The 24133-nt window shown below is 63.4% G+C and carries 20 protein-coding genes; 15 read left to right on the top strand and 5 right to left on the bottom strand.

The genetic code is table 11. The annotated features are described in order from the left end of the window. Window positions 1-278 precede the first annotated feature (278 nt). Genes I6F12_RS06390 through I6F12_RS06405 form a run of 4 tightly spaced genes read right to left on the bottom strand, consistent with a single transcriptional unit; the run spans window position 279 to window position 4989 of the window. Window positions 279-992: an ABC transporter ATP-binding protein gene (locus I6F12_RS06390; protein ID WP_109144179.1), complete on the bottom strand. Its 714-nt coding sequence runs from the start codon at window positions 990-992 to the stop codon at window positions 279-281. Further along, on the bottom strand, window positions 989-2758 hold the full coding sequence (locus I6F12_RS06395; RefSeq protein WP_225155800.1) for a branched-chain amino acid ABC transporter ATP-binding protein/permease: 1770 nt from the start codon (window positions 2756-2758) through the stop codon (window positions 989-991). Before I6F12_RS06395 ends, I6F12_RS06390 begins: the two co-directional genes overlap by 4 nt. Continuing rightward, complete coding sequence (locus I6F12_RS06400; RefSeq protein ID WP_225155801.1) at window positions 2755-3798, bottom strand: branched-chain amino acid ABC transporter permease; 1044 nt, start codon at window positions 3796-3798, stop codon at window positions 2755-2757. Before I6F12_RS06400 ends, I6F12_RS06395 begins: the two co-directional genes overlap by 4 nt. Before the next feature lie 42 nt (window positions 3799-3840). Then, a complete protein-coding gene (locus tag I6F12_RS06405; RefSeq protein WP_225142719.1) occupies window positions 3841-4989 on the bottom strand; it encodes an ABC transporter substrate-binding protein in 1149 nt (382 codons plus the stop codon). Window positions 4990-5624: 635 nt separating this feature from the next. Here I6F12_RS06405 and I6F12_RS06410 point away from each other — a divergent pair. The 7 genes from I6F12_RS06410 to I6F12_RS06440 are packed head-to-tail and all read left to right on the top strand — an operon-like array spanning window position 5625 to window position 13011. Beyond that, window positions 5625-6407: an aspartate/glutamate racemase family protein gene (locus tag I6F12_RS06410; RefSeq protein WP_057029858.1), complete on the top strand. Its 783-nt coding sequence runs from the start codon at window positions 5625-5627 to the stop codon at window positions 6405-6407. A gap of 31 nt (window positions 6408-6438) precedes the next feature. Further along, a complete protein-coding gene (locus I6F12_RS06415; protein WP_081493654.1) occupies window positions 6439-6867 on the top strand; it encodes an organic hydroperoxide resistance protein in 429 nt (142 codons plus the stop codon). 22 nt (window positions 6868-6889) lie between these two features. Continuing rightward, entirely contained in the window at window positions 6890-8068 is a 1179-nt protein-coding gene (locus I6F12_RS06420) for a thiolase family protein (protein WP_225155802.1), read from the top strand. After that, window positions 8065-9306: an SDR family NAD(P)-dependent oxidoreductase gene (locus I6F12_RS06425; RefSeq protein WP_225155803.1), complete on the top strand. Its 1242-nt coding sequence runs from the start codon at window positions 8065-8067 to the stop codon at window positions 9304-9306. Before I6F12_RS06420 ends, I6F12_RS06425 begins: the two co-directional genes overlap by 4 nt. 35 nt (window positions 9307-9341) lie before the next feature. Further along, window positions 9342-10121, top strand: a complete 780-nt coding sequence (locus I6F12_RS06430) for a cyclase family protein (protein ID WP_036013430.1) — start codon at window positions 9342-9344, stop codon at window positions 10119-10121. A gap of 58 nt (window positions 10122-10179) precedes the next feature. Continuing rightward, a complete protein-coding gene (locus I6F12_RS06435; protein WP_225155804.1) occupies window positions 10180-11337 on the top strand; it encodes an ABC transporter substrate-binding protein in 1158 nt (385 codons plus the stop codon). A gap of 9 nt (window positions 11338-11346) precedes the next feature. Next, window positions 11347-13011 carry an ATP-dependent acyl-CoA ligase gene (locus I6F12_RS06440; protein WP_225155805.1) on the top strand — a complete coding sequence of 555 codons (1665 nt, stop codon included), beginning with the start codon at window positions 11347-11349 and terminating at the stop codon, window positions 13009-13011. Between the two features lie 12 nt (window positions 13012-13023). On the opposite strand, the gene I6F12_RS06445 is transcribed toward I6F12_RS06440, so the two are convergent. After that, window positions 13024-13530 (bottom strand): MarR family transcriptional regulator, encoded by a 507-nt coding sequence (locus I6F12_RS06445; RefSeq protein ID WP_036013463.1) that lies wholly within the window; start codon window positions 13528-13530, stop codon window positions 13024-13026. Window positions 13531-13811: 281 nt separating this feature from the next. Between I6F12_RS06445 and I6F12_RS06450 the strand changes: the two genes are divergently transcribed. The 8 genes from I6F12_RS06450 to I6F12_RS06485 all read left to right on the top strand — a co-directional run bounded on the left by I6F12_RS06450 (window position 13812) and on the right by I6F12_RS06485 (window position 24111). Continuing rightward, window positions 13812-16130: a bifunctional salicylyl-CoA 5-hydroxylase/oxidoreductase gene (locus tag I6F12_RS06450; protein ID WP_225155806.1), complete on the top strand. Its 2319-nt coding sequence runs from the start codon at window positions 13812-13814 to the stop codon at window positions 16128-16130. Between the two features lie 16 nt (window positions 16131-16146). Continuing rightward, window positions 16147-17325, top strand: coding sequence for an acyl-CoA dehydrogenase family protein (locus tag I6F12_RS06455; RefSeq protein WP_225155807.1), 1179 nt, complete (start codon window positions 16147-16149; stop codon window positions 17323-17325). A gap of 18 nt (window positions 17326-17343) precedes the next feature. After that, the gene (locus I6F12_RS06460) at window positions 17344-17775 is read left to right on the top strand and encodes a RidA family protein (RefSeq protein ID WP_225155808.1); all 432 of its coding nucleotides are present in this window, start codon (window positions 17344-17346) and stop codon (window positions 17773-17775) included. A 271-nt stretch (window positions 17776-18046) separates the two neighbouring features. Further along, window positions 18047-19195: an amidohydrolase gene (locus I6F12_RS06465; RefSeq protein WP_225155809.1), complete on the top strand. Its 1149-nt coding sequence runs from the start codon at window positions 18047-18049 to the stop codon at window positions 19193-19195. A gap of 249 nt (window positions 19196-19444) precedes the next feature. Further along, a complete protein-coding gene (locus I6F12_RS06470; protein ID WP_225155810.1) occupies window positions 19445-21820 on the top strand; it encodes a TonB-dependent receptor in 2376 nt (791 codons plus the stop codon). A 349-nt stretch (window positions 21821-22169) separates the two neighbouring features. After that, window positions 22170-22397, top strand: a complete 228-nt coding sequence (locus I6F12_RS06475; RefSeq protein ID WP_036013449.1) for an MbtH family protein — start codon at window positions 22170-22172, stop codon at window positions 22395-22397. A 21-nt stretch (window positions 22398-22418) separates the two neighbouring features. Next, on the top strand, window positions 22419-23174 hold the full coding sequence (locus I6F12_RS06480; RefSeq protein ID WP_225155811.1) for an alpha/beta fold hydrolase: 756 nt from the start codon (window positions 22419-22421) through the stop codon (window positions 23172-23174). Continuing rightward, window positions 23143-24111 carry a TauD/TfdA family dioxygenase gene (locus I6F12_RS06485; RefSeq protein ID WP_225155812.1) on the top strand — a complete coding sequence of 323 codons (969 nt, stop codon included), beginning with the start codon at window positions 23143-23145 and terminating at the stop codon, window positions 24109-24111. The genes I6F12_RS06480 and I6F12_RS06485 overlap by 32 nt, the downstream gene beginning before the upstream one ends. Window positions 24112-24133 lie beyond the last annotated feature (22 nt).

The raw sequence follows: 24133 nt of genomic DNA on the forward strand, positions 1-24133 counted from the left end.
GAGAATTGGCGTCGCACGGGATTCAGACTATCGGCGCGTCTTGCAGTGACCTATGAAAACGGCAGTCCAGGTTGGCTGTTGAAGCCGTCGGCATCCAGGAGCGTCGATGATGGCATTATGCCCCTGTTTTGCCCGACGGATCAACCTGGATTCGTAAAATCCGCAAGGCTGGCCAATGAAGCCGCCAAGTCATTGAAATCGCTGTCACCGGCTACTGTGCATGGGGTTGTTTTCGACGTTTTGTGTTTTCAGCGAGCGGGGCCTGATCCAGGCCGGCGCTAATGTCCGCCGAGATAGGCCGTGATCAGCCGGGGATCGTGGATGAGATCCTTGGCGGGGCCGGACTGCACGATCTCGCCGGTCTCGAGCACATAGCCGTAGTCGGCCGTCTCCAGCGCGGCGCGGGCGTTCTGCTCGACCAGCAGGATCGAGACGCCGAGATCGCGCAGCGAGGCGATGGTGCGGAAGATCTCGCGCACGATCAGCGGTGCGAGGCCGAGGCTCGGCTCGTCGAGCATGAGCAGCTTCGGCTTGGCCATCAGCGCGCGCCCGAGCGCCAGCATCTGGCGCTCGCCGCCGGAGAGGGTGCCGGCGGCCTGGCGCTGCCGCTCCTTCAGGCGCGGAAAGCGATCATAGACCTCGTCCAGCGTCTTCTGGACGCCCGAGCGGTCGCGCAGGCTGTAGGAGCCGAGCAGGAGATTGTCGGCCACCGACATGTCGGAGAACAGCTCGCGCTTCTCCGGCACGAGGCACAGCCGGCGCTCGACGCGGTCCTCGACGGACATCCTGCCGATGTCGTTGCCCTGAAAGACGAGGCGGCCGCGGGAGGCGAGCAGCCCGATGGCAGCCATCAGCAGCGTGGTCTTGCCGGCGCCGTTCGGGCCGATCACGGTAACGATCTGGCCTTCCTCGACCGACAGCGAGACGTTGCGGACCGCTTCGACATTGTCGTAGCAGACGGTCACATCCGTCATGGAAAACATCTCGCTCACGCGACGCCTCCGAGATAGGCCTCTTGAACCCGTTCGTCGCTCCGGATCGCGGCGGGCGCGCCCTCGCAGAGCTTGGAGCCGAAGTCGAGCACGACGATGCGGTCGACCAGCGACATCACGAACTCCATGTCATGTTCGACGATCAGGATGGTCAGATGGTCCGACCGCAGCGAGCGGAGCAGCTCCGCAAGCCTGAGCTTCTCCTGGCGGCGCAGGCCAGCGGCCGGCTCGTCCAGCACCAGCAGCGCCGGGTCTGCGGCGAGCGCGCGCGCGATCTCCAGGATGCGCTGGTTGCCGAGCGGCAGATTGCCCGCGAGCTCGAACGGCTTGTCGCCGAGCCCGACGCGTTCGAGCTGCTTCAAGGCCTCGTGCCGGGTGCTGGCTTCCTCGCGCTGGTTGAGGCGCAGGGCGCCGGCGAACAGGCCCGTGCTGGTGCGCGCGTAGGTGCCGAGCATGACGTTTTCGAGCAGGCTCATGCGCGGCCGCAGCTTCACATGCTGGAAGGTCCTGGCGATGCCGTCCTTGGCGATGCGGGATTGGGGATCGCGCGTGATGGCGCGTCCGGCAAAGACGATCTCGCCCTTGTTGACCCTGAGCGCGCCCGTCAGGCAGTTGAACATCGTGCTCTTGCCGGCGCCGTTCGGGCCGATGACGGCGAGGATCTCGCCGGAGCGGACTTCGAAGCTGACATTGTTGACCGCGACGAGACCGCCGAACCGCCGCTCGGCGCCGTCGACCTTCAGAAGCAGTTCGCCCGGTTTCGGCTGGGGACGGCGGGGCAGGGGCGGGGCGGCTGGCGGCCGTTCGCGCTTGATCTTCGGTAAGTAGCGCGCGACGAACGGCACGATGCCCTGCCGCGCCCATTGCAGGAACAGGATGAACAGCGCGGAGAAGGCGACGATCTCGAGCTGGCCGGACGCGCCCTTGGCGATCAGCGGCAGATAGTCCTGCACGCTGTTCTTGAGCAAGGTGACGATAGCGGCGCCCACGACGCCGCCGAGCAGGCTGCCGGCGCCGCCGACCATCGACATCATCAGATATTCGATGCCCATGCCGGCATCGAACGGGCCCGGGCTGATGAAGCGGCTCATATGGGCGTAGAGCCAGCCGGAGAGCGAGGCGAGGAAGGCCGCGATCACGAAGGTCACGAGCTTGATCCGGAAGGCGTTGATGCCGAGGCTTTCGACCAGGATATTGCCGCCGCGCAGCGCGCGCATGGCGCGGCCGACCCGGGAGTCCAGGAGATTGTATCCGAGGAAAAGCACCACGACGACGATGCCCCAGATCAGGAAATAGATCTGGGCGCTCGAGACGAGCGCGAACGATCCGATACTGATCGGCGGGATCGACGAGATGCCGTTGAAGCGCCCGAGTCCCTCGACATTGCCGAACAGGAAGCCGATGGCGAGCCCCCAGGCGACGGTCGAGAGCGACAGGAAATGCCCCTGGAGCCGCAAGGTGACGACGCCGAGGACGGTCGCGACACCGCAGGTCAGCGCCACCCCGAACACGAGGCCGAGCCACGGGGAATATCCATTCAGAGCAGAGACCCAGGCCGTGGCATAAGCCGCGACGCCGACGAAGGCGGCCTGTCCGAAGGAGACGATGCCGCCGACGCCGGTGAGCAGGGCAAGGCCGATCGCGACCAGCGAATAGATGCCGATATAGTTCATCAGCGTGATGCTGAAGGGGTTGAGGACGAATGGCGCGAGCGCAAGGCACGCTACCGCCGCCACCGCCGCGAGCTGAACGTGAAGGCGCGTCATTCCTCGATCTCCTCCTCGGAATGCAGCGAGGCGAGGGATCGCCAGATCAGGATCGGGATCAGAAGCGAGAACACGATGACATCCTTCAGCGCGCTGCTCTCGAAGGATGCGAAGCTTTCGAGGATACCGACGCCGACCGCGCCGATGGCCGCGCCGGGATAGCTCGTCATGCCGCCGACGATGGCGCCGACGAAGGCCTTGAGGCCGAGCAGGAAGCCGGAATCGTAGAATATGGTGTTGACGGGCGCGATCAGGATTCCGGAGACGCCGGCCATCAGCGAGCCCAGGAGATAGGCGATGGTGCCGGCGCGGGCGGGACGTATGCCCATCAGGCGGGAGCCGGTCCGGTTCACGGCCGTCGCGCGGAGCGATTTACCGACCAGCGTGAAGTCGAAGAAGAGATAGAGCAGGCCAGAGAAGACGAGGGCTGCGATCACGATCAGCATGGTCTGGCCCGAGATCAGCACGCCCGCAAGTTCGGTCGACAATGACGTCAGCGGCTCGGTCCTGACACCCTCGGGACCGAAGAAGAGCAGCCCAAGGCCGACCAGCGCGAAGTGCAGGGCGACGGAAACGGTCAGGAGCAGCAGCACCGTTCCGTCCGCAATGGGACGGAAGACGATCCGGTCCAGCAGCGGGGAGATGGGGGTGATCAGCATCAAGGCCAGCACGAGCCTGATGGCGAGCGGCGGCTCGGCGCGCATGGTCAGCCAGGCGAGGCCAACCACGGCCAGTGGCAACGCGAGGTAGAAGAAGAGCGCGCGCGGAACCAGCCGACGCTCGCCGTTGCGCAGCAGCGAGATGATTTCGATCAGGGTTGCGAGGCACGCGAGGATGACGACCAGCGCGCCCGTGCCGGGAAAGCGCTTCGCGTCGAGCGCCGCCAGCGTCAGCGCGGTGAAGGCGGCGATGTCGCCAAAGGGAATGAAGATGACCCGTGTCACCGTGAAGATGAGGACCGTCCCGATTGCCACCAGCGCGTAGACTGCGCCGGTGGCGATCCCATCGATCGCAAGAATGGCTGCGATGTCGCTCGTCATTGAGAACGCCGTCCCCTTGTTCTGGTGGCCTGGCCTGTCCGACTACGGCGCGTATTTCCAGGCGCCGCCCGTCAGGCGCACCACGACCAGCGCGCGCTCATCGACGCCGGTCACCGAGCCGGGCTTGAAGTTGTAGATGGCGTGCACGCCGGGCAGCTCCTTGGTGCTGAGGATCGCGTCCCGCAGGGCGGCGCGAAATTCCGCCGTGCCGGGCTTCGCCGTCTTGAGCGCGCGCTCCGCTGCGTTGGCGAAGATCAGCCAGGCGTCGAAGGAGTAGGCCGAGAAGCCGTCGGTGGTCGGGATGTTATGGACCTTCTGGTAGACGCTGCGGAAATCCAGCGCGATCTTCTTGGCGAAATGTTCGTCGGGCAGCTGCTCGGCCACGATGACCGGGCCGGCGGAGACCTGGATGCCTTCGGCCGCCTTGCCGCCGACGTTCACGAAGTCCGGATTGACAAGCGCCACCGTGCCGTAGGTGTTTCCCTTGAAGCCGCGCTCGGCGAGGCTGAGGAGGGGCAGCGCGCCTTGCGTCCCCGAGCCGCCGTCCAGCACGGCGTCCGGCCGGGCCGCAAGCACTTTGAGGATCTGCGCGGTGACCGAAGTGTCGGTGCGCGCATAGCGCTCGTTGGTCTGGATCTTGACATCGCCGGCGGCCTCCGCCGCCTTGGCGCCGTTGTAGACGAGGTCCCCCCAGGCGTCGGAGAAGCCGATATAGCCGATGTTCTTCATGCCATCGCGCTTCATGCGATCGGCGATGATCTTGACGAGGAGGGACGCAGGCTGCGGCACCGACACCACCCACTGCTCGGGTGTTTCCGGCAGTTTGCCGATCGGCGAGACCGCGATCATCGGCACTTTCAATTCGCTCGCCACCGCCGCCATGGCGATGGTCGAGGGCGCCGTCGCCGTGCCTATCAGGAGGTCGACCTTCTCTTCTTCCACCAGCTTGCGGGCATTGCGGGTCGCGGCCGACGGGTCGGAGCCGTCGTCGAGCTGGATCAGGCGGACGGTCTCGCCGTTGATGGTCTTCTTGTATTCATAGGCCGCGTTGATGCCACGCCCGTAGGGGATGCCGATCGACGAGCCGTTGCCGCTGAGCGAGGTGACGAAGCCGATGGTGATATCGGCCCGCGCGGCGGGGGCTGTGACGATGCCGGCGGCAAGTGCAAGTAAACTCAGAGTCTTGCGCATATGCGTTCTCCTCCGTTGATGCTGGATAGGAATGCTTCGATGCTGCCGCACGGCGTCCCCGAACGACGAACCGGCCGATTGAAAACATTGCTGCGGCGCCAAATACCGGGCGCGACCGAAAAGAGTGTGCTCGCCCGGCGCTCAGCAGCCATGATGTTGCGTGCCGCGCGAACGATAGGCCCACCGGCACATGCAAGCGGGCCTTTTCCGGAGCGATGAAAGGTCGTCGGTGCCGCCGCGATGCGCGAACGGCGATGCTGCTGCTAAGGCCGGCTGTTCGAGCACGGCGACTGTCCACACGATCGAGTCTCTCAAAATCGGTGCCCTGCAACATCATTGTCATGGCCACCGGTCTTTGACCGGCGAGGAATTACTTAAAGCCTAAAGTAACTCCGGTGGCGCCGTCAACACGTGTCACGGGGCTGTCAGAAAAAAATGTTGTTGCATACAATTTCGTCAGTGTGCGGCGCTCCTGCGCTCATCGACCCATAGAAAACGCCGTGCTCGCCTTGACCCCGACGGCACTGGTCGCCGTCGCCGCCGCGCGCATTTGACGCGTCAATTAGTTTATGGTTGAAATATATTCATCGGCAGCCGACGACCGATCCTCCGATCACCGCTTGAGGAGAAGGACGATGCGCATCTTCTGGCAGAGCTTTGTTGATGCGAGCGTGAATGCGCCCTACATGGCGCGGCTGTCGGAATACCTGAACGACATCGCTGCGCCAGGCACGACGGTCCACGTCCAGGGCATCAGTCCGCCGGACCGCGAGTTCGGACGGCTCGCGGAATTGCGCTGTGCGGTCCAGGCAATCGACAACGGTATTGCAGCGGAGGAGGGTGGGTTCGACGCCTTCGTCATGGGGCATTTTCAGGATCCCGGACTCTACGAGCTGCGCTCGGCGCTCGACATTCCCGTGATTGGGACTGGCGAGGCGACGTTGCTGGCGGCCTCACAACTCGGGCGGCGGCTGGGTCTTGTGACGCTCGATCCCGTCTTCGAGGTCTTGCACTATGAGCAGGCCGAGCGTTACGGCCTCGGCGATCGCGTCGTCCATGTAACCGGCCTTGGCTGCAGGCCGGATGATTTCGCCGATGCGTTCGCCGGAAACGCTGCCGCGCAAGCCCGCATGATCAAGGACTTCGTCGCCTGCGCGCTCCCGCTGGTGGAACGCGGCGCGGATGTCGTGATCCCGGCCGGCGTGTTGCCAGGCCTCTTGATCGGGCGAGAGCATGGCCTGAAGGTCGGCCACGCTCCGGTGGTCAACTGCGCGGCCGTGGCGCTCAAGAGTGCCGAGATGTGGGTACAGCTCCGGAAGCTCAATGGCACCGAGCCCAGCCGCGGGCCGAGCTTCAGGCGGGCCAGCGCCCAGGCCCGCGATGACTTCCGCGCGCTACTTGCCCGTAACAGCCGCTAGTCCTCGAAAAACCGTTCCTGGAGAACCAATCATGATGACCCCCGAGAAGATTTTGTACGAAACCGAGGTGACGGCGACCGGAGGTCGGGATGGCAAGGCGGCCAGCGCTGACGGTCTGCTCTCGGTGTCCCTGTCCTTGCCGAAATCGATGGGTGGTCCCGGTGGCGAAGGCACCAATCCCGAGCAGCTCTTTGCGGCCGGCTATGCCGCTTGCTTTCTCGGCGCGGTCAAGCTCGTCGCGCGCACGCGGAAGGTGGTGCCCTCTGCCGAGCCGTCCGTGACTGCGAAGGTTGCGATGGGGCCGGTGCCCGTCGGATATGCGCTCGCTGTCGAGCTGAAGGTCAACCTGCCCGGCGTCGAGAAGGCCGTGGCCGAAGAAGTCGTTGCCGGTGCGCATGAGCGGTGCCCCTATTCGAACGCAACCCGCGGCAATATTGACGTGAAACTGACGGTGGTCTGAGGCGGATGAACGAGGGCGGTCGGTGACCAAAACCTTGCGCGCACCTTATGACGGCGTGGTGATCGCGGCTCCCGTCACCATTCCCTATGTGCGCTACTCCATCGAGAGCGCGCAGTGGTGGATCGGGCGGGCGCTGAGCGCGCTCGTTGCGCAGGCCGGCATCAAGGCCTCCGATATCGACGGCCTGTGCGTCTCCAGTTTCACCATGGGCACGGACAGTGGCGTCGGATTGACGCAGCATTTCGGGCTCTGCGTCCGGTGGTTGGACACGATCCCGCTCGGCGGCGCCAGCGCCATCGCGGCGCTGCGCAAGGCGGCGCGCGCGGTTCAGGCGCGCGATGCCGACATCGTGGCGTGCGTGGCTGGCGACACCAATCACGTCGATTCGTTCAGGGTGACGCTGGAGAATTTCTCGCGGTTCAATCAGGACGCCGTCTATCCTTACGGCGCGGGCGGCGCCAATGCCAGCTTTGCGCTGATTGCGCGCAACTATATGCGAATGTTCGGCGTCGCGCGCGAGGACGTCGGCAAGATCGCTGTCGCCCAGCGCGCCAATGCCCTGCGCAACCCGCATGCGCTCATGAAGGCTCCGCTCACGCTCGAGCAATACCTGGCGGCCCGGCCGATTTCCGATCCGATCCACCTGTTTGATTGCGTGATGCCCTGTGCGGGCGCGGAAGCTTTCCTCGTGATGCGCGATGAGACGGCTTCATCCCTGAAGCTGCCCGCCGCGCGACTCCTTTCGACGATCGAGCGGCACAATGCCTTTGCCGACGATCCGATGCAGGTGCGCGGCGGCTGGGCGATGGATGTCGACGAGCTCTATGCGATGGCCGGCGTCAAGCCTGACGATCTCGATGTCGTGCAGACCTATGACGACTATCCCGTCATCACGATGATGCAGTTCGAGGATCTCGGATTCTGCAAGAAGGGCGAGGGCGCTGAGTTCGTGCGCCAACACGATCTCACCATCGATGGCGACTTCCCGCACAACACCTCGGGCGGACAGCTCTCGGTCGGGCAGGCCGGTGCCGCCGGCGCCTATCTCGGCCTCGTTGAAGGGTTGCGGCAGGTTCTGGGCAGTGCCGGTCCCACGCAGGTCAGGAATGCGAGCCTCGCTCTGGCCTCGGGGTTCGGTATGATCAACTATGATCGTGGTCTCGCCTCGGGTGCCGCGATCCTTGCTGGACCGTCGCGATGATAGAGCAGATCAAGCCGCCCCGGCGCAAGAACCCGCTGCTGCGGACGCGGCTACCGGCCTCGCCACCGCGACCGCGCAGCAGGATGTCGCACGGGTTCACGCGCGCGGCCGCCGAAGGCCGCTTTATGCTGCAGCGCTGCGAGGCTTGCGGCACCTTTGCTTATCCGGCGCGCGAAGCCTGCCCGTCTTGTCTTTCGGCCGGCCTCGCTTTCGTCGATGCGCCGCGGCGAGGTGTACTGCTTGCCGAGACAACGGCGCGGGTGCCGAGCGACGTCTATTTCCGCGAGCGGGCGCCGTGGCGGATCGGCCTCGTCAAGATGGATTGCGGTCCGATGATCGTCGCACATCTTCATGCCGACTGCGCAGAGGGCGCGGCCGTCAGCATGTCGCTGCAACTCGACAAGAGCGGCCAGGCGGTGGCCTTTGCCCGTCCCGAAGGGGAGACTCCCAACATGGCAGACGACAAGCAGTGGCGGGAAATGACGGCCGATCCGAAATTCCGTCGCGTGCTCGTCACCAATGGCCGCAGCGTCATCGGTCAGGAAGCCGTCGCCGCATTGAAGGCGGCGGGTGCCAAGACGGTGTTCGTCGGCGTTGCCGAACCATGGCGGCCGTTCGCCGGCGAGGAGCGGCTGCGCGGCCAGGACGGGATCGAGATCGTGACTCTCGATGCTGCTGACGAAAAATCGGCTACCGATCTTGCGGCCGACATCGGCGGCAAGGTCGATGTTCTCGTCAACACGACGGAATATGTCCGGCCGGGCGGCCTGCTCGACCGCAGGGGCACGAGCATCGCACGGGACGAGATCGATCAGGCCTATCTCGGCTTCATCAATCTCGCTCAAGCCTTTGGCCCCGCCATGCGGATGCGCGGTGCCGACGGCATCAACAGCAGCGCGGCATGGGTCAATATTCTCTCGGTCTATGCGCTGGCGAACTGGCCCGCCTTCGGCGCTTACTCGGCCTCGCAGGCCGCCTGCCTGTCGCTGTCACATTGCTTGCGCGCGGAGCTGCGGCCGGGCGGCGTCCGGGTGATGAACCTGTTCACCGGCCCTGTCGACACCGAATGGTTCCAGACCGTGCCGCCGCCGAAGGTCGCACCGCGCGCGATCGCGCAGGCGATCGTGTCGGGCCTCAAGAACGGACTCGAAGAGATGTATGTCGGAGATGTCGCCGAAGAGATCCGGCAACGTCTCGCGGCCAATCCGAAAGCGCTCGAGCGCGAGCTCGACCGATAAGAAGCGGGATTTCAACCGAGCTGGAGGACTTGACGATGCAAAGCAATCTCCTGGAGCTAGCGAGTGCGATTTCTTCCGGCGCGGTGCGCGTCGTCGATCTGACCTTCACACTCAGTCCGGACTTTCCGGTCATCGTCCTGCCGCCGGAATTCGGTCAGGCCGCGCCTGTCCGCATCCAGGAGATATCGCGATACGATGGTCGCGGCCCGGCCTGGTACTGGAACAACGTTACGTTTGGCGAACACACCGGCACGCATTTCGACGCGCCGATTCACTGGTTCACCGGCAAGAACCTGCCGAACAATGCCGTCGACACGATGCCGGCCAAGGACATGATCGCACCGGCCTGTGTCATCGACTGCTCGGCGCAGGCGGCGCAGGATCCCGATTTCCTGCTGACCGTCCCGATTGTCGAAGCTTGGGAAGCCAGGCACGGCCGGATCCCTGAGCGGAATTGGGTCCTGCTCAGGACCGACTGGTCGAAGAAGGGCTGGCGTGACTACTCCAATCTCAGGGACGACGGCGCGCATACGCCGGGCCCGAACCCGGCGGTGATGAAGTGGCTGGTGGAGGAGCGCGGTGTCATCGGTTTCGGCACCGAAACCATCGGCACGGATGCGGGGCAGGCCGGACACTTCGAGCCGCCTTATCCGGCGCATCACTTCCTGCACGGCGCGGGCCGCTACGGCCTGCAATGCCTGTGTAACCTGGATCAGCTTCCGGCCACCGGCGCCGTCATCGTGGCCTCGCCACTAAAGATCCAGAACGGTTCCGGCAGCCCGCTTCGAGTCATCGCTCTGGTGTCGTCCACTTGAGCCCCAATCAATGGCGCTCGCCAATCAGACCAAGAAATTCTCCCGAAAGACAGGTGCCATGAACTTGATCAAGAGCCTGGTGGCTTCCACTGCATTGCTGCTTGCCGTTCCGCAATTCGCGCGAGCCGAGATCCTCGTCGGATTCGTTACCGGCCTCAGTGGGCCGGTGTCATCGATCGGCATTCCCAACGCGAAGGGCGTCGCCGCAGGTCAGGCCTATATCGGCGAAATCGGCGGCGAGAAGCTGCGGGTCATCCAGCTCGATGACGGCTCCGATCCGACCGCGTCGGCACGCACTGCGCGCAAGCTGGTCGAGCAAGAGAAGGTCGATATCCTGATCGGCACGTCCGGCGCTCCCCAGACGCTCGCGATGGCGACTGCGGCCATCGAAATGAAGATTCCGATGATCGCGGTGTCGCCGATCGCACCGGTGCCATCAGGCGACGGCGGCCCCTGGGTCGTGCAGACGCCGCAGCCCACGCCGCTTCTGGTGCAAGGAATCGTCGACCACATGAAGGCGAAGAGCTTGACGACCGTGGCCTTCATCGGTTTCTCCGATGCGTTCGGCGATCTCATGTACAATTCGCTCGAGCAGAGTGCGAAGGCCGCCGGCATCAAGGTCGTCGCCAACGAACGCTATGCCCGGTCGGACTCCTCGGTGACGGCTCAGGTGCTGCGCGCACTCGCCGCGCGTCCCGACGCCATCATGCTCGGCGGCACTGGCACGCCAGGCGCGCTGCCGGTCATCGCTCTGTCCGAGCGGGGATATAAGGGACCGCTCTACGGCAATCACGGGCTGATCAGCGCCGATTTCCTTCGTCTGGCCGGCAAAGCCGCCAATGGCATCATGTGTCCGACGGGACCTGTGACCGCGGCGGAGCAGCTTCCGGCCAGCAATCCGATCCAGAAGGTCGCCCTGGATTTCCGCGCGGCCTTCGAAAAGGCCAATGGCGAGGCGCCGACGGATTCATTCTCGTCCTATTCCTTCGACGGCTGGCTGATCTTCGCCGACGCCGCCAAGCGTGCGCTGGCAACCGGTGCCAAACCAGGCTCACCTGAGTTCCGTACCGCGATTCGCCAGGCACTGTTCACCACCAAGGAGGTCGTCGGGACGCAGGGCGTCTACACTTACACGCCGGCGGACCGGCATGGAGTCGACGATCGCTCGCGCATCATGGTTCAGATCGAGGACGGCAAGTACAAGCTGTTGCCTTGAGGTGCGAGCATGGTCGCAATGGAGAAAGATGCGCTGGCGAACATCACCGACCTGGTCGGCGGCGAGAACGCGGCCCCTGCCTGGGCGCGCGCGATAGCGTCGTTCCCGCCGTCTGAGCGTATCCTCTCGACGATGCTCACGCGGCAGGCGGAGCGTTACGGCGATCGCCTTCTGCTCGTTGCCGGAGAGGCGCGTTGGAGCTTTACGCAGGCCGCGGCGATTGCGGCTGCGTCGGCCCAGACGCTGGTCGATGCCGGGATCAAGCCGGGCGACCGGGTCGCGCTGATGTGCTCGAACCGTCCGGAGTTCTTGCAGGTCTATCTCGGCTGTGCGTGGCTGGGGGCGATTGCGGTCCCGATCAATACCGCCTTGCGCGGCTTCCAGCTGTCCCACATTTTCCGCAACTCGCGTCCCGCGCTGCTCGTCATCGAGGCTCAGTTCGCCAGCGCGGTCGAGAGTGTCGAGGCGGATGTCGAGCTGCCGCCTCGGACCTGGATCATCGGAGCTGCCGCCGACGCAATCGGTGCCAGGCTTTCCGCGGTCCCGCTGCCGCCTCTTGGCGCCGCAGCCCCGGCCGGCGCCGTGCGTCCCGGTGACACCGTTGCGATCCTCTATACGTCGGGCACCACGGGGCCTGCGAAGGGTGTGTGCTGTCCGCAGGCGCAGCTGTTCTGGTGGGGCGTCTATTCGGCGCGCGCGCTCGGAATCCGCGAGGGCGATGTGCTGTTCACCACGCTGCCGCTGTTCCACACCAACGCGCTGAATGCGTTCTATCAGGCGCTGCTGAACGGATGCACGTACGTGCTCGAGCCGAAGTTCTCGGCTTCCGGCTTTTGGGCTGCCGCGCGACAGCACAATGCGACGGTCGGCTATCTGCTCGGTGCGATGGCGTCGATGCTCCTGGCACAGCCGAAGAGCGCAGACGAGTCAATGCATCGTCTTCGTGTCGCTCTTGGCGGCGGCGTGCCGCCGCAAATCCACGGCCCGTTCCGCGAGCGCTTCGGCGTACCGCTGGTCGACGGCTACGGGTCGACGGAGACGAATTTCGTGTTCGCCGGCACGATTCCGTCGGATCGGGCGGGGACGATGGGGTACCTGGCCGATGGCATTGAGGCGCGGATCGTCGACGAGAATGATTCCGCGCTGCCTGATGGAGAGGCCGGCGAGCTCGTGCTTCGCGCGAGAGAACCCTTTGCGTTCGCGTCCGGCTATTTCGGCATGCCGGAGAAGACCGTGGAGGCCTGGCGAAATCTGTGGTTCCACTCAGGCGATCGGGTCGTTCGCGATTCCGACGGGCATTATCGCTTCATCGATCGCATGAAGGATTCCATCCGCAGGCGCGGCGAGAACGTGTCCTCGTGGGAGGTCGAGCAGGCGATCCAGGCGCACCCCGCGGTCGCTGCCTGCGCGGTCTACCCGCTGCCGTCGGAGTTGGGTGAGGATGAAGTTGCTGCTGCGATTCTGCTGGAACCGGGCCACTTGCTACAGCCCGTCGACATCGTCAGGCATTGCGAAGGACGGATCGCCTATTTCGCTATTCCGCGTTATGTGCGAATCCTCGGTCAGATGCCGCTGACGGAGAACGGCAAGATCAAGAAGGGCGTGCTGCGCGATGCCGGTGTCACGACGGATACATGGGATCGCGAAGCGGCCGGAGTGAAGGTACGACGCTGACGTCGTATCCGCTCAAGGTTTTTGCAAGGCGTCCCTGACGGCGGCCTTGAGTTCGTCGAGCTCGCCGATCAATCCATCGAACCGATCTGCCGGGAAATCCGCCAGGAGCTCGGCAAGCCACGCGCCGTGGCTCTTGGCCATTCGCCTGAAGATCTTGCGGCCTTCGACCGTCATACAGACGATCTGCACCCGCCGGTCGAGGTTCGACGCCGTGCGGGTGATGTATCCATCTGCGACCAGGCGGTCGACGATTGGCGTGAGGTTCCCGGCGGAGACCATCAGGCGCTTGGGCAGCTCTCCCAGCACAAGTCCGCTTGGTTCGCGGTCGAGCTGGGCGAGAACGTCGAAGCGGGGCATCGTGAAGTCGAACTCTTCGCGAAACCGGCGCCGCAACTCGCTTTCGATGAGGGACGTGCAGGCGAGCAGTCGGAGCCAAAGGCGTGTTTGAGCCCTGTACTCAGCCTCCTGATCCGTCTCGTTCTTGGCCGAAACAGGGGTGGACTCCTTCGCGAGTGCCAATCGAATCTCCCGGGCTTCGTGGCTTACGAAAGCTGGCGCAGCTCTCGTGGACATTGGCAAGATAGTTCGTGCCAAAAGTAAATTCAAGGCTGGGTCCGAGGGATCCGGAATCGGCGCCGCCGTGCATCCGATTTACACTAAAATTCAGATCGACGCTGCGGCGAGGGGCGTGCCCTTCAGGGCCTTTGCAGAACCGCCTTGACAAGGCACGCGTCGAGGAAATATTTTATACTTAAAATAATTGGGTGAGAGCTCGGCGCAACGCGCGAAAGCGAGGGATCATGCGCATAGTCTGTATCGGCGGCGGGCCGGCCGGCCTCTATCTGGGCCTCCTGATGAAGCGTCGACATCCGGAACATGTCGTCACGGTCGTCGAGCGCAACAAGCCCTACGATACGTTTGGCTGGGGGGTGGTATTCTCCGATGCCATGATGTCTGCGATGCGTCTTGCCGACCCCGAAAGCGCGGCCGAGATCGAGGACGCCTTCAATCATTGGGACGACATCGAGCTGATCTTCAAGGGGACGCGCCAGCGCACGACCGGCCACGGCTTCATCGGCATTGGTCGCAAGCATCTGCTCAACATTCTCCAGAGGCGCTGCGAGGCTCTGGGTGTCGAGCTCGCCTTCGAGCGTGAGGTGGAGTCCGATCTTGAATTCCCCGACGCCGACCTGATCGTGGCCACCGACGGTGTGAATTCCAGGATTCGCGCCCGCTATGCCGAACAGTTCCAGCCGGACATGGTGATCCGGCCGAACCGCTACATCTGGCTCGGTACCAAGAAGGCGTTCGACGCCTTCACGTTCGATTTCCAGAGGACCGAGCACGGCTGGTTCCAGGCACACATTTACAAGTTCGACGCGGAGACCTCGACCTTCATCGTCGAGACCACGGAAGAGACCTACAATGCTCACGGGCTGGGCGAGCTCGATCAGCAAGGGTCAATCGACTTCTGCGAGAAGATCTTCGCCGAGACGCTCGACGGTGCGAAGCTCTTGACCAACGCCCGCCATCTGCGCGGCTCGGCCTGGCTCAATTTCAGCCGCCTGATCTGCGGCAAATGGAGCGTGTTCAACGGCCGCTCCCATGTCGTGCTGATGGGGGACGCCGCGCACACCGCGCATTTCGCCATCGGGTCGGGCACCAAGCTCGCGCTCGACGACGCCATCGAGCTCGCCAACCAGTTCGATCGCCATGGTCACGGGCGCGACCGCATCCAGACCGTGCTGGAGGCCTACGAGGAAGTACGCCGCGTCGACGTGGCGCGCATCCAGAACGCCGCGCGCAATGCGATGGAATGGTTCGAGGTGGTCGGCCGGCGCTATGCTGATACGCTCGAACCGCCGCAATTCTTCTATTCGATGCTGACGCGTTCCCAGCGCATCAGCCATGAAAACCTGCGCCTGCGCGACCGTGCCTGGTTGGAAGGATTCGAGCGATGGTTTGCCGCGCGCTCGGGCATCGCCGTCGAGGACGGCGAACGGGTACCGCCGCCGATGCTGACGCCGCACCGCGTGCGCGGCCTCACGCTGGCGAACCGCATCATGGTCTCGCCGATGGCGATGTATTCGGCGAAGGACGGGCTGATCAACGACTTCCACATCGCCCACCTCGGAGCGCGCGCCATGGGCGGCGCCGCGTTGATCTTTGCCGAGATGACCTGCGTCTCACCGGATGCCAGGATTACGCCGGGCTGTCTCGGGCTCTGGAATGATGAGCAAGCGGCACAATGGCGCCGGCTGGTCGATCTGGTCCATAGCCTCGGACATGCCAAGGTCGGCATCCAGCTCGGCCATGCCGGGCGGAAGGGATCGACCCGGCTCGCCTGGGAGGGGATTGACCAACCGCTGGCTTCAGGCAATTGGCCTCTGATCTCGGCTTCCGCGCTGCCCTATCTGCCGCACAGCCAGTTGCCGCGGGAGATGAACCGCAGCGACATGGACCGCGTCCGCGACGATTTCGTCGCCGCAACGCGCCGTGCTGCCGACGCCGGTGTCGATTGGCTCGAGCTTCATTGCGCCCATGGCTATTTGCTGTCGAGCTTCCTCTCGCCGCTGACCAACCGGCGGACTGACGAATATGGCGGCAACCACGAAAATCGTGCGCGCTTTCCGCTGGAGGTCTTCAGGGCGATGCGCGCGGCGTGGCCATCCGATCGGCCGATGTCGGTGCGGCTGTCCTGCCATGACTGGACCGAAGGCGGCAACACGCCGGCCGACGCCGCGATCTTCGCTGCGATGTTCAAGAAGGCGGGAGCAGACGTGATCGATTGCTCCTCGGGACAGGTCTGGAAGGAGGAACGGCCGATCTACGGCCGCCTGTACCAGACGCCATTCGCCGATCTGATCCGCAACGAAGTCGGCATCGAGACGATAGCAGTCGGTGCGATCTCCGAGGCCGATCACGCCAACTCGATTCTCGCGGCTGGCCGCGCGGATCTCTGCGCGATTGCGCGGCCGCATCTCGCCGACCCGGCCTGGACGCTGCACGAAGCCGCGCGCATCGGGATCACAGCGGTCAACTGGCCAAAGCAATATCTGTCCGCCAAGGGACAATACGAAGCCAATCTGGCGCGTGCCGCTGCCGTGGCCGCGCAGTGAGCGAAGGAGGGATCGGATGAACTCCGTGGTAAAGATGATCCGGCGCGAATGGCTGGACTGGCCGTTCTTCGAGCTCCGCCATCTTGCGATCGGCGAGGCGCTCGATCGCTTCGTGCAGTCGGGAGCCCTCGACAAGATCGATCACAATGATGTGGATGGTGCCTGTCGCAAGCTTGTGCGCGCGATGGGCGCGGCGGGGTTGCTCGATTGCGCGGTCGCGGCGCCCGATGGCGATGCGACGTCGATCGATTCCCGCTCGATCTGCCTGTCGCGCGAGTCGCTGGCCTATGCCGATGGCCTCGCCGATTTTGCTTTCGCCATGCAGGGGCTTGGCTCCGGAGCGATTGCACTGGGTGGCTCGGCGGAGTTGCGCAAGGCCGTGCTGCCGAAGGTGCGTTCCGGCGAATGGCTCGCGGCCTTCGCGCTCTCCGAGAAGGAGGCGGGGTCGGACGTCGCGGCGATGTCCTGCACGGCGCGGGTCGACGGCGACAACTACGTCATCGACGGCGAGAAGACCTGGATCTCGAACGGCGGCATTGCCGACGTCTATACGCTGTTTGCGCGAACGGGCGAGGCGCCGGGCGCCCGCGGCATTTCGGCCTTCGTCGTCTTTCCGCATGATCCCGGTTTTAGCATTGCCGAGCGCATCGACGTCATCGCGCCGCACCCGCTGGCGACGTTGCGCTTTACTAATTGCCGGATTCCCGCGAGCCGTAGGCTCGGCGCGCCCGGGGGCGGGTTCAAGCTCGCGATGCAGACGTTGGATATTTTCCGCGCATCGGTCGCCGCCGCAGCCCTCGGCTTTGCCCGTCGCGCGCTCGACGAGGCATTGTCGCATGCCCGCAGCCGAAACATGTTCGGTGCGACGCTGGGGGATCTTCAACTGACCCAGGCCGCGCTCGGCGACATGGCGACCGACACCGACGCGGCGGCGCTGCTGACCTACCGCGCGGCCTGGCGCCGCGATGTCCAGAAGCTTCCGGCGACGCGCGAAGCCGCCATGGCGAAGCTGACCGCCACCGAGACCGCGCAGCGCGTCATCGACCGTGCCGTCCAGATGTTCGGCGGCCGCGGCGTGCGCAAGGGAGAGGTCGTCGAAAGTCTCTACCGCGAAATCCGCGCGCTGCGCATCTACGAGGGCGCGACCGAGGTCCAGAAATTGATTGTCGCACGCGAGCTGTTGAAGCCGCGCTGAGAGGATTGAGAGCGACGCATGAGCACGATCAGCAAGCCGGAAGTTCCCGCGACGCGTGGTCTGCAACTGCTTCAGCCCAGCGGCTGGCCGCAGCCGAAGGGGTATGCGAACGGCGTCATGGCCGAAGGACGACTCGTCATGACGGGTGGTGTGGTTGGTTGGGACGTCGCCGGGCGATTTGCGGACGGCTTCGTTGCGCAGGTCCGCCAGACGCTCGAGAACATCGTCGCGATTCTGGCAGAGGGGGGCGCGCGGCCGGACCACCTCGTGCGCCTGACCTGGTACGTCGTGGATATGGACGAATATGTGTCGAACCTGAAGGCACTCGGCAAAGTCTATCGCGAGGTCATTGGCACCCATTACCCCAGCATGGCGCTGGTGCAGATCGTGCGTCTCGTCGAGCCATCCTCGCGTGTCGAGATCGAGGCGACGGCCGTCGTGCCGCGCTGACGAAGGCGTCGGCCGCAGGCTCGCACGATGGAAAGCTCTCTACGGCGCCCGTGATGGATTGGAGCGAGAGCTCAATATTTTCAATCGGCTAAGGGGCGGCGTGTGCACCATGTGTGCACCGGGAGATGCACAAAAATCTATCGACTGCAAATTTGAGCAGACGGTCTGAGGCGTGATACTGAGCTCGGCTTCCGCGCGATCGAATTGACGAGAGCAGTGCAGCGACTACAACAGGCGTTTCGCCGCCGGTCATGAGTGAGAAAGAAGCCCAATGTTCCTGACCGAGAACGATCTGAATGAATTGGTGGCATGGCGACGCCATCTTCACGCCGTGCCGGAACTGTCGGGGCAAGAGGCAAAAACCGCGGAAGCCGTGCGGGCCCGTCTTCAGGCGGCGGGTGCCGACAGGATCGTTTCGGGCCTCGGTGGTCACGGCGTGCTTGGAATCTATGATGGACGTGAGTCTGGCCCGACGATCATGCTTCGGGCCGAACTGGATGCACTGCCGATCCAGGAAAAACCAGAACTCAAGCATCGATCACTGGTAGCAGGAAAGGCCCATCTCTGCGGTCATGATGGTCATATGGCAATTCTGGCGGCCGTAGCGCAAGATCTGAGCCAGCAACGTCCAAGCCGAGGTCGCGTAGCACTCCTGTTTCAGCCAGCCGAGGAGGACGGGTCCGGTGCGGCCGCCGTTCTGGCTGACGCGAAGTTTGAGCAGGTGCGGCCCGACTTTGTCTTCGCGCTGCATAACCTTCCCGGCCTCGGTCTTGGACAGGTCTCTCTTGCCGAAGGTTTGGTGAATTGCGCCTCGCAAGGAATGCAGATCAGATTATCAGGACGAACGACGCACGCGTCGAATCCGGCGCTCGGTATCTCCCCGAAAGACGCGCTCGCCAGGCTTCTGCTGGAGATACCCGCGCTCGGGCGCGGGACGGAGCTAGACGACGACTTCTCAATGCTGACGGTCACCCACGCAAGACTTGGGGAGCCTGCGTTCGGTATCGCGCCAGGCTTCGGCGAATTGTGGGCGACACTGAGAACATGCACCGACGTGATGATGGAACGGCTCCGCCTGGAGGCGGAAGACTTGGTTCGAAGCGTGACGGCCGGTGAGGGGCTGAGCACGGAAATCGCTTATCGCGACGTCTTCAATTATTGCGCAAACGACGTCGATGCTGTTGCCCAGCTTAGAAGCGCGCTGGACGCAGAGGGGGTGCGACATTCGGCGGAGGGCCTTCCACTGCGTGGCTCCGAGGACTTCGGACGTTTTGGCTCCCGTTCGAAGTCGGCGATGTTTTTCCTGGGAGCCGGCAAAGAGCATCCCGGGCTGCATGAGCCGAACTACGACTTTCCGGATCAGTTGATAGAAGTTGGTGCAAGAATATTCATACGCACCATACGCAACCTGCTTGGCTAAATAGAGAATTCCGGACGGAGTGACAGCGTATCGCCTGCATGTCACATGTTGGATCGGCACTTAGAACGATTTGAAACTAGAAGCTTTCGAAAATTTGCAGTGAAGTTCGAAGCAGGAAATCGCTTCTCCGATCACGACGGTTTCGTCGTGCAACCTTAGATAATTTCTAGGTCCCAATTCCTTCTCGCAGCACCGTCGTATGTTAGGAAGCGACGGGGACGTGCTTGCAAGTGGAATTGGGGCGCAGGAATGATGCGTGAACTCTCGGCCAGGAAAATCGTGCGTACACTATCGTTGGGCGCGGTGAGTTATCTCGCACTGTCGATGGAATCTTCGGGTGACCTTCAGCATGCGGTTGCGCAATCCAATCTGCCGCCCGTGACCGTGGATGCCCCCAAGCCAAGAGTTCGTCAGCCGGTCCAGAGATCACAGTCGACGCGCGCCTCGCGTGGACAGCGATCAGTCGCCGCGGCGCCTCCGCGCCAGGCTGCACCCGTTCCCTATGTGGTGCCCTCGACCGGAACGGTCGGCACGGTGCCGCCCGCCTACGCAGGCGGCCAGGTTGCAACCGGCGGGAGTCTCGGTCTGCTCGGCAATCGCGGCGTGATGAACACGCCGTTCAACCAGACGAGCTATACGGCGGAGCTGATACAGAACCAGCAAGCGCGCACGATCCGTGATGTCCTGGCGAATGATCCCTCGGTCAGGGTCGTTCAGGCAGCCGGTGGCGGTGCGGACAGTCTCTTTATTCGTGGCTTTTACTACGACAGCGGCGACTATGGGCTGAACGGCCTCTATGGAATCGCACCATACTATTCTTCGGGCGCAAATTTCGTGGAGCGCGTTGAAGTGCTGAAGGGCCCGAGCGCATTGCTCAATGGGATGACTGCCGGCGGTACCGGCGTTTCGAGCGGAGGTGCGGTCGGCGGAAGCGTCAATCTGATCACCAAGCATGCGCCCGACTTCGATATTACCCAGCTCACAGCAACTTACGCTTCAAGATCGCAGTTTGGCGGGATCGTTGATGTCAGTCGCCGCTATGGGGAACACAAGGAGTGGGGTGTTCGGCTGAACAGCACGTACTCGAACGGAAATACCCCTTGGAATAGACAGACGGATGAATTTGGAAACGCGGTTCTGGGCCTCGATTACCGCGGAGAACGCGTACGCGCGGCGGTCGATATCGGTTATCAGGCTGACAACCTAAATCCGCCGTTACGCTTCTTCAATGTCCCTGCCACGACGACAGTTATTCCTCCGCCACCAAAAGCCGGACTGAATTTCCAGGTTCCGTGGGCCTATTATGCGCCGACCGACTTCTTTACCACCGCCCGAGGCGAGGTGGATGTCACCGACTGGATGACCGCCTACGGAGCGTTCGGCTATCACGATAGCAACATCAACTACGCCTATCCCTCGCCGAACATCTCCAATGTCGCGCCCGGCGCATTGACATCTCCACCCGGCGTCTCCCAGTTGGGAGGTCTGTGGTCGCGGCCGTTTGCCGGCAAGGAAACGTTCGAGACGCTCGCAGGTGAGGCTGGTATCCGAGCAACGTTTGACACTGGTCCCGTAAACCATGCGCTAAACGTCAACTACTCAATCAACGACCGGACCTACAATCAGAGGGTTTTGACGCGATCGAACAATGCTCTCGCGGATCTGATTTTCTGGAACCTGTACACAGAACCGACCAACATAGCGAAACCCAATTTCTCGATAGTATCTGCCAATCAGAAGACGGGCGTGACCCTTTCGAGCGTCGGCGCCTCCGACACCATGTCGATTCTGAACAATCGCGTTCAAGTCACGCTTGGCGTTCGTCGTCAGACCGCGGGCTCGGAAGTGGCGAACTTCCTCACGCCAGCCTCGAGCCGACCACAGCAGGACACGTCGGTCTGGAGCCCGGCATACGCAGTTCTGGTGAAGCCTGTCGAGAACGTCGCGCTCTACGCAAACTACATCGAAGGTCTCCAGACGCCGGTCGTCGTTTCCGGCAACTTTAGCAACGTCGGGACCGTATTCCCGCCGGCGCAGACGAAACAGGCTGAAGTGGGCATGAAGATCGATGCAGGGCGTTTCACGACGACACTGAGCGTGTTCGACATAAGCCAACCGAGCATTATCTCAGTGGCATCGGGCGTCTCAGCGTCTCAACAACTCAACGGCAGACAGAGAAACCGCGGCGTGGAACTAAACGTGTTCGGCGAAGTCACGCCCGACATCCGTGTTCTCGGTGGTGTCGCCTTGATCGACGGGGTGCAGGAGAGAACTCAAGGCGGGCTCACCGACGGAAGGACGGCAGTTGGCGTGCCGGTCGTCAACGTCAATATGGGCGCGGAATGGGATACGCCGTTTGTTCGTGGTCTCACGTTCACGAGCAAGGTCATCTATACCGGATCACAGTACGTTAACGCCGCGAATACGCTGACTTTGCCGGAGTGGACGCGCGTCGATATCGGGGCGCGATATACATTCACGTCGCCCTGGAACGGAAAGCCGATCGTGGTGCGCGCAAATATCGAAAACGTCGGCAACAAGGCGTACTGGGCTTCGGCCTATAGTGGGGTCATCACGCTCGGCGCGCCTCGGACCTATCTGCTTTCTACCACCTTCAATTTCTAGACCGCTTTCATGGACGAACGGAGTTGATGCCGCCGCGGTTGGTCCGCGGCGGCATTGTCTTGTCATGACCTATTCAATGCAGCTGATGACATTGCAATAAAATTGCGCACCATCATGCCACATCGGAAAAGTTCCTCCTTGCGCAGTTAGAATTGCAGCAATCTTCGTCGCGTCCTGAAATCCCAATAGTTTTCCGCGTATTGGCGCGCAAGCGCGGAGGTTGCATTGTGTCCGCCCGTCGCCAGTTTTGAGGTCTTACAAAAAGGCGCGTCGATATTGCTTTGACCCTCGTCGGCTTCTGACCTAGTCAAACGTCTCTGCTTTCGCTTTCCGAAAAGGGGATCGCGCCATGATGGTGTTCGACAGAGACGACGTCACCTTCACCGTCGTCGTCAATCACGAAGAGCAATACTCCATCTGGCCGACGTTCAAGGAGATTCCGGCCGGCTGGAAGGCGGTGGGCAAGTCAGGCAGCAAGAAGGAATGTCTCGACCATATCGAGCAGGTGTGGACCGACATGCGCCCGCTCAGCTTGCGCAAGTTCATGGACGGCGCGTCGCCTCAGCAGACGACGTAGTCAGCGAAGTCTGGTCGTCCGATGCGGCTTCTTTGTCTGCCTTATTCCGGCGGCAGTGCCATGTTCTATGCGCGGTGGCGCAGGCTGCTGCCGTCATGGATCGACGTTCGGCCGGTCGAATGGCCCGGGCGTGGTGCGCGCATGGACGAGCCGCTGGCGACCGATCCGGGCGTGCTGGCGGCGCAGTTGGCTGGTGAACTCGCGGCGCAGCTCGACGGGCCCTATGCGTTGTTCGGGCACAGCCTCGGTGCCGTGATCGCGTTCGAGCTCGCACATGGCCTGCTCGATAGCGGAGTGCCTGCGCCGGCCATTCTCTTCGCCTCGGGTGCGGAAGCGCCGGCGGTTCGGGACGGCAGCAAGTGGCGCCATCCCCTGAGCGACCAGGCGCTGATGCAGGAGCTGCGTGATCTTCAGGGCACACCCGACGAGGCGCTGTCGAATGCCGAGTTGATGCGATCCGCGCTGCCGGTACTGCGCGCAGATTTTCTGATGTGCGGAGCCTATGCCTACCGGCCGCGGCGTCCATTGCCGTGCCCCGTACACGTTTTTGGCGGAGCGGACGACGAGACCAGCCGCGAAGCACTCGAGGCTTGGCGGCTGGAGACCTCGGCGGCATTCAGGCTCGATATTCTGCCCGGGCATCACTTCTTCATTCACACACAGCAGGCCGAACTGATCGACCGGATCGGCTGGGCGCTGGCCCGGCAATCGGGGCGATCGACCGGTTTGCATCGGAGCGAGGATCATGAGCGCGTTCTCCGTCCAGCCACTCATTGAGGGCAAGGCTCTTCCCATGCTGCTTAGGGCAGGTGAGGCCGGGCAGCCGCTCGGCGAATCCCTTCCCATGCTGCGTGCAACGATCGACCGGTACCTCACCGACAGCGGCGGCATCGTGTTTCGCGATTTCGCGCTCGATGGTCCCGATGCGTTTCGAGCCTTCGCGGCCGATTTCGGCCACCCGCTGCTGACCTACGAGTTCGGGTCGACGCCGCGTTCGCAGGTGACCTCAGGCGTCTACACGTCCACGGAGTATCCGCCGCACCAGCATATCCCGCTGCACAACGAGCAGGCCTATACCCGCGATTGGCCGATGAAGATCTGGTTCTACTGCATGCAGCCGGCGCTGGAAGGCGGCGAGACGCCGATCGCCGACAGCCGCGCCATCTATCGCGACATGCCGCCGGCCATTCGCGAGCGGTTTACCGAGAAGGGCGTGATGTATGTGCGGAACTACGGCAACGGGCTCGACGCCGACTGGCAGCAGGTGTTCGGCACCGACTCCAGATCGGAGGTGGAGGCTTACTGCGCTCGCCACGACATCGAATGCGAGTGGAAGGAAGACGGCGAGCTCCGCACGCGCCAGATCTGTCAGGGCACGGCGCAGCACCCCGTCACCGGTGACCGGGTCTGGTTCAACCAGGCGCATTTGTTCCACGTCTCCAATCTCGACCCGGAGGTGCGCGAGAGTCTGCTCGACGTGGTCGACGACGAAGCCGATTTGCCGCGCAACGTCTTCTATGGCGACGGTTCGACGATCGAGGACGAAACATTGTCAACGGTCCGGACCGTTCTGGAGAGGCACAAGATCAGCTTTCCCTGGCAGGCTGGGGACGTCGTGATGCTCGACAACATGCTCACCGCGCACGCGCGTGCCCCGTTCAAGGGGCCGCGCAAGGTGATCGTCGCCATGGCCGAAGCTCATCGGCAGGGGTGATCGGCGGCACTCGGCGTGGGGA

This window comes from Bradyrhizobium sp. IC4059 (assembly GCF_020193615.1).
GTDB lineage: Bacteria > Pseudomonadota > Alphaproteobacteria > Rhizobiales > Xanthobacteraceae > Bradyrhizobium > Bradyrhizobium yuanmingense.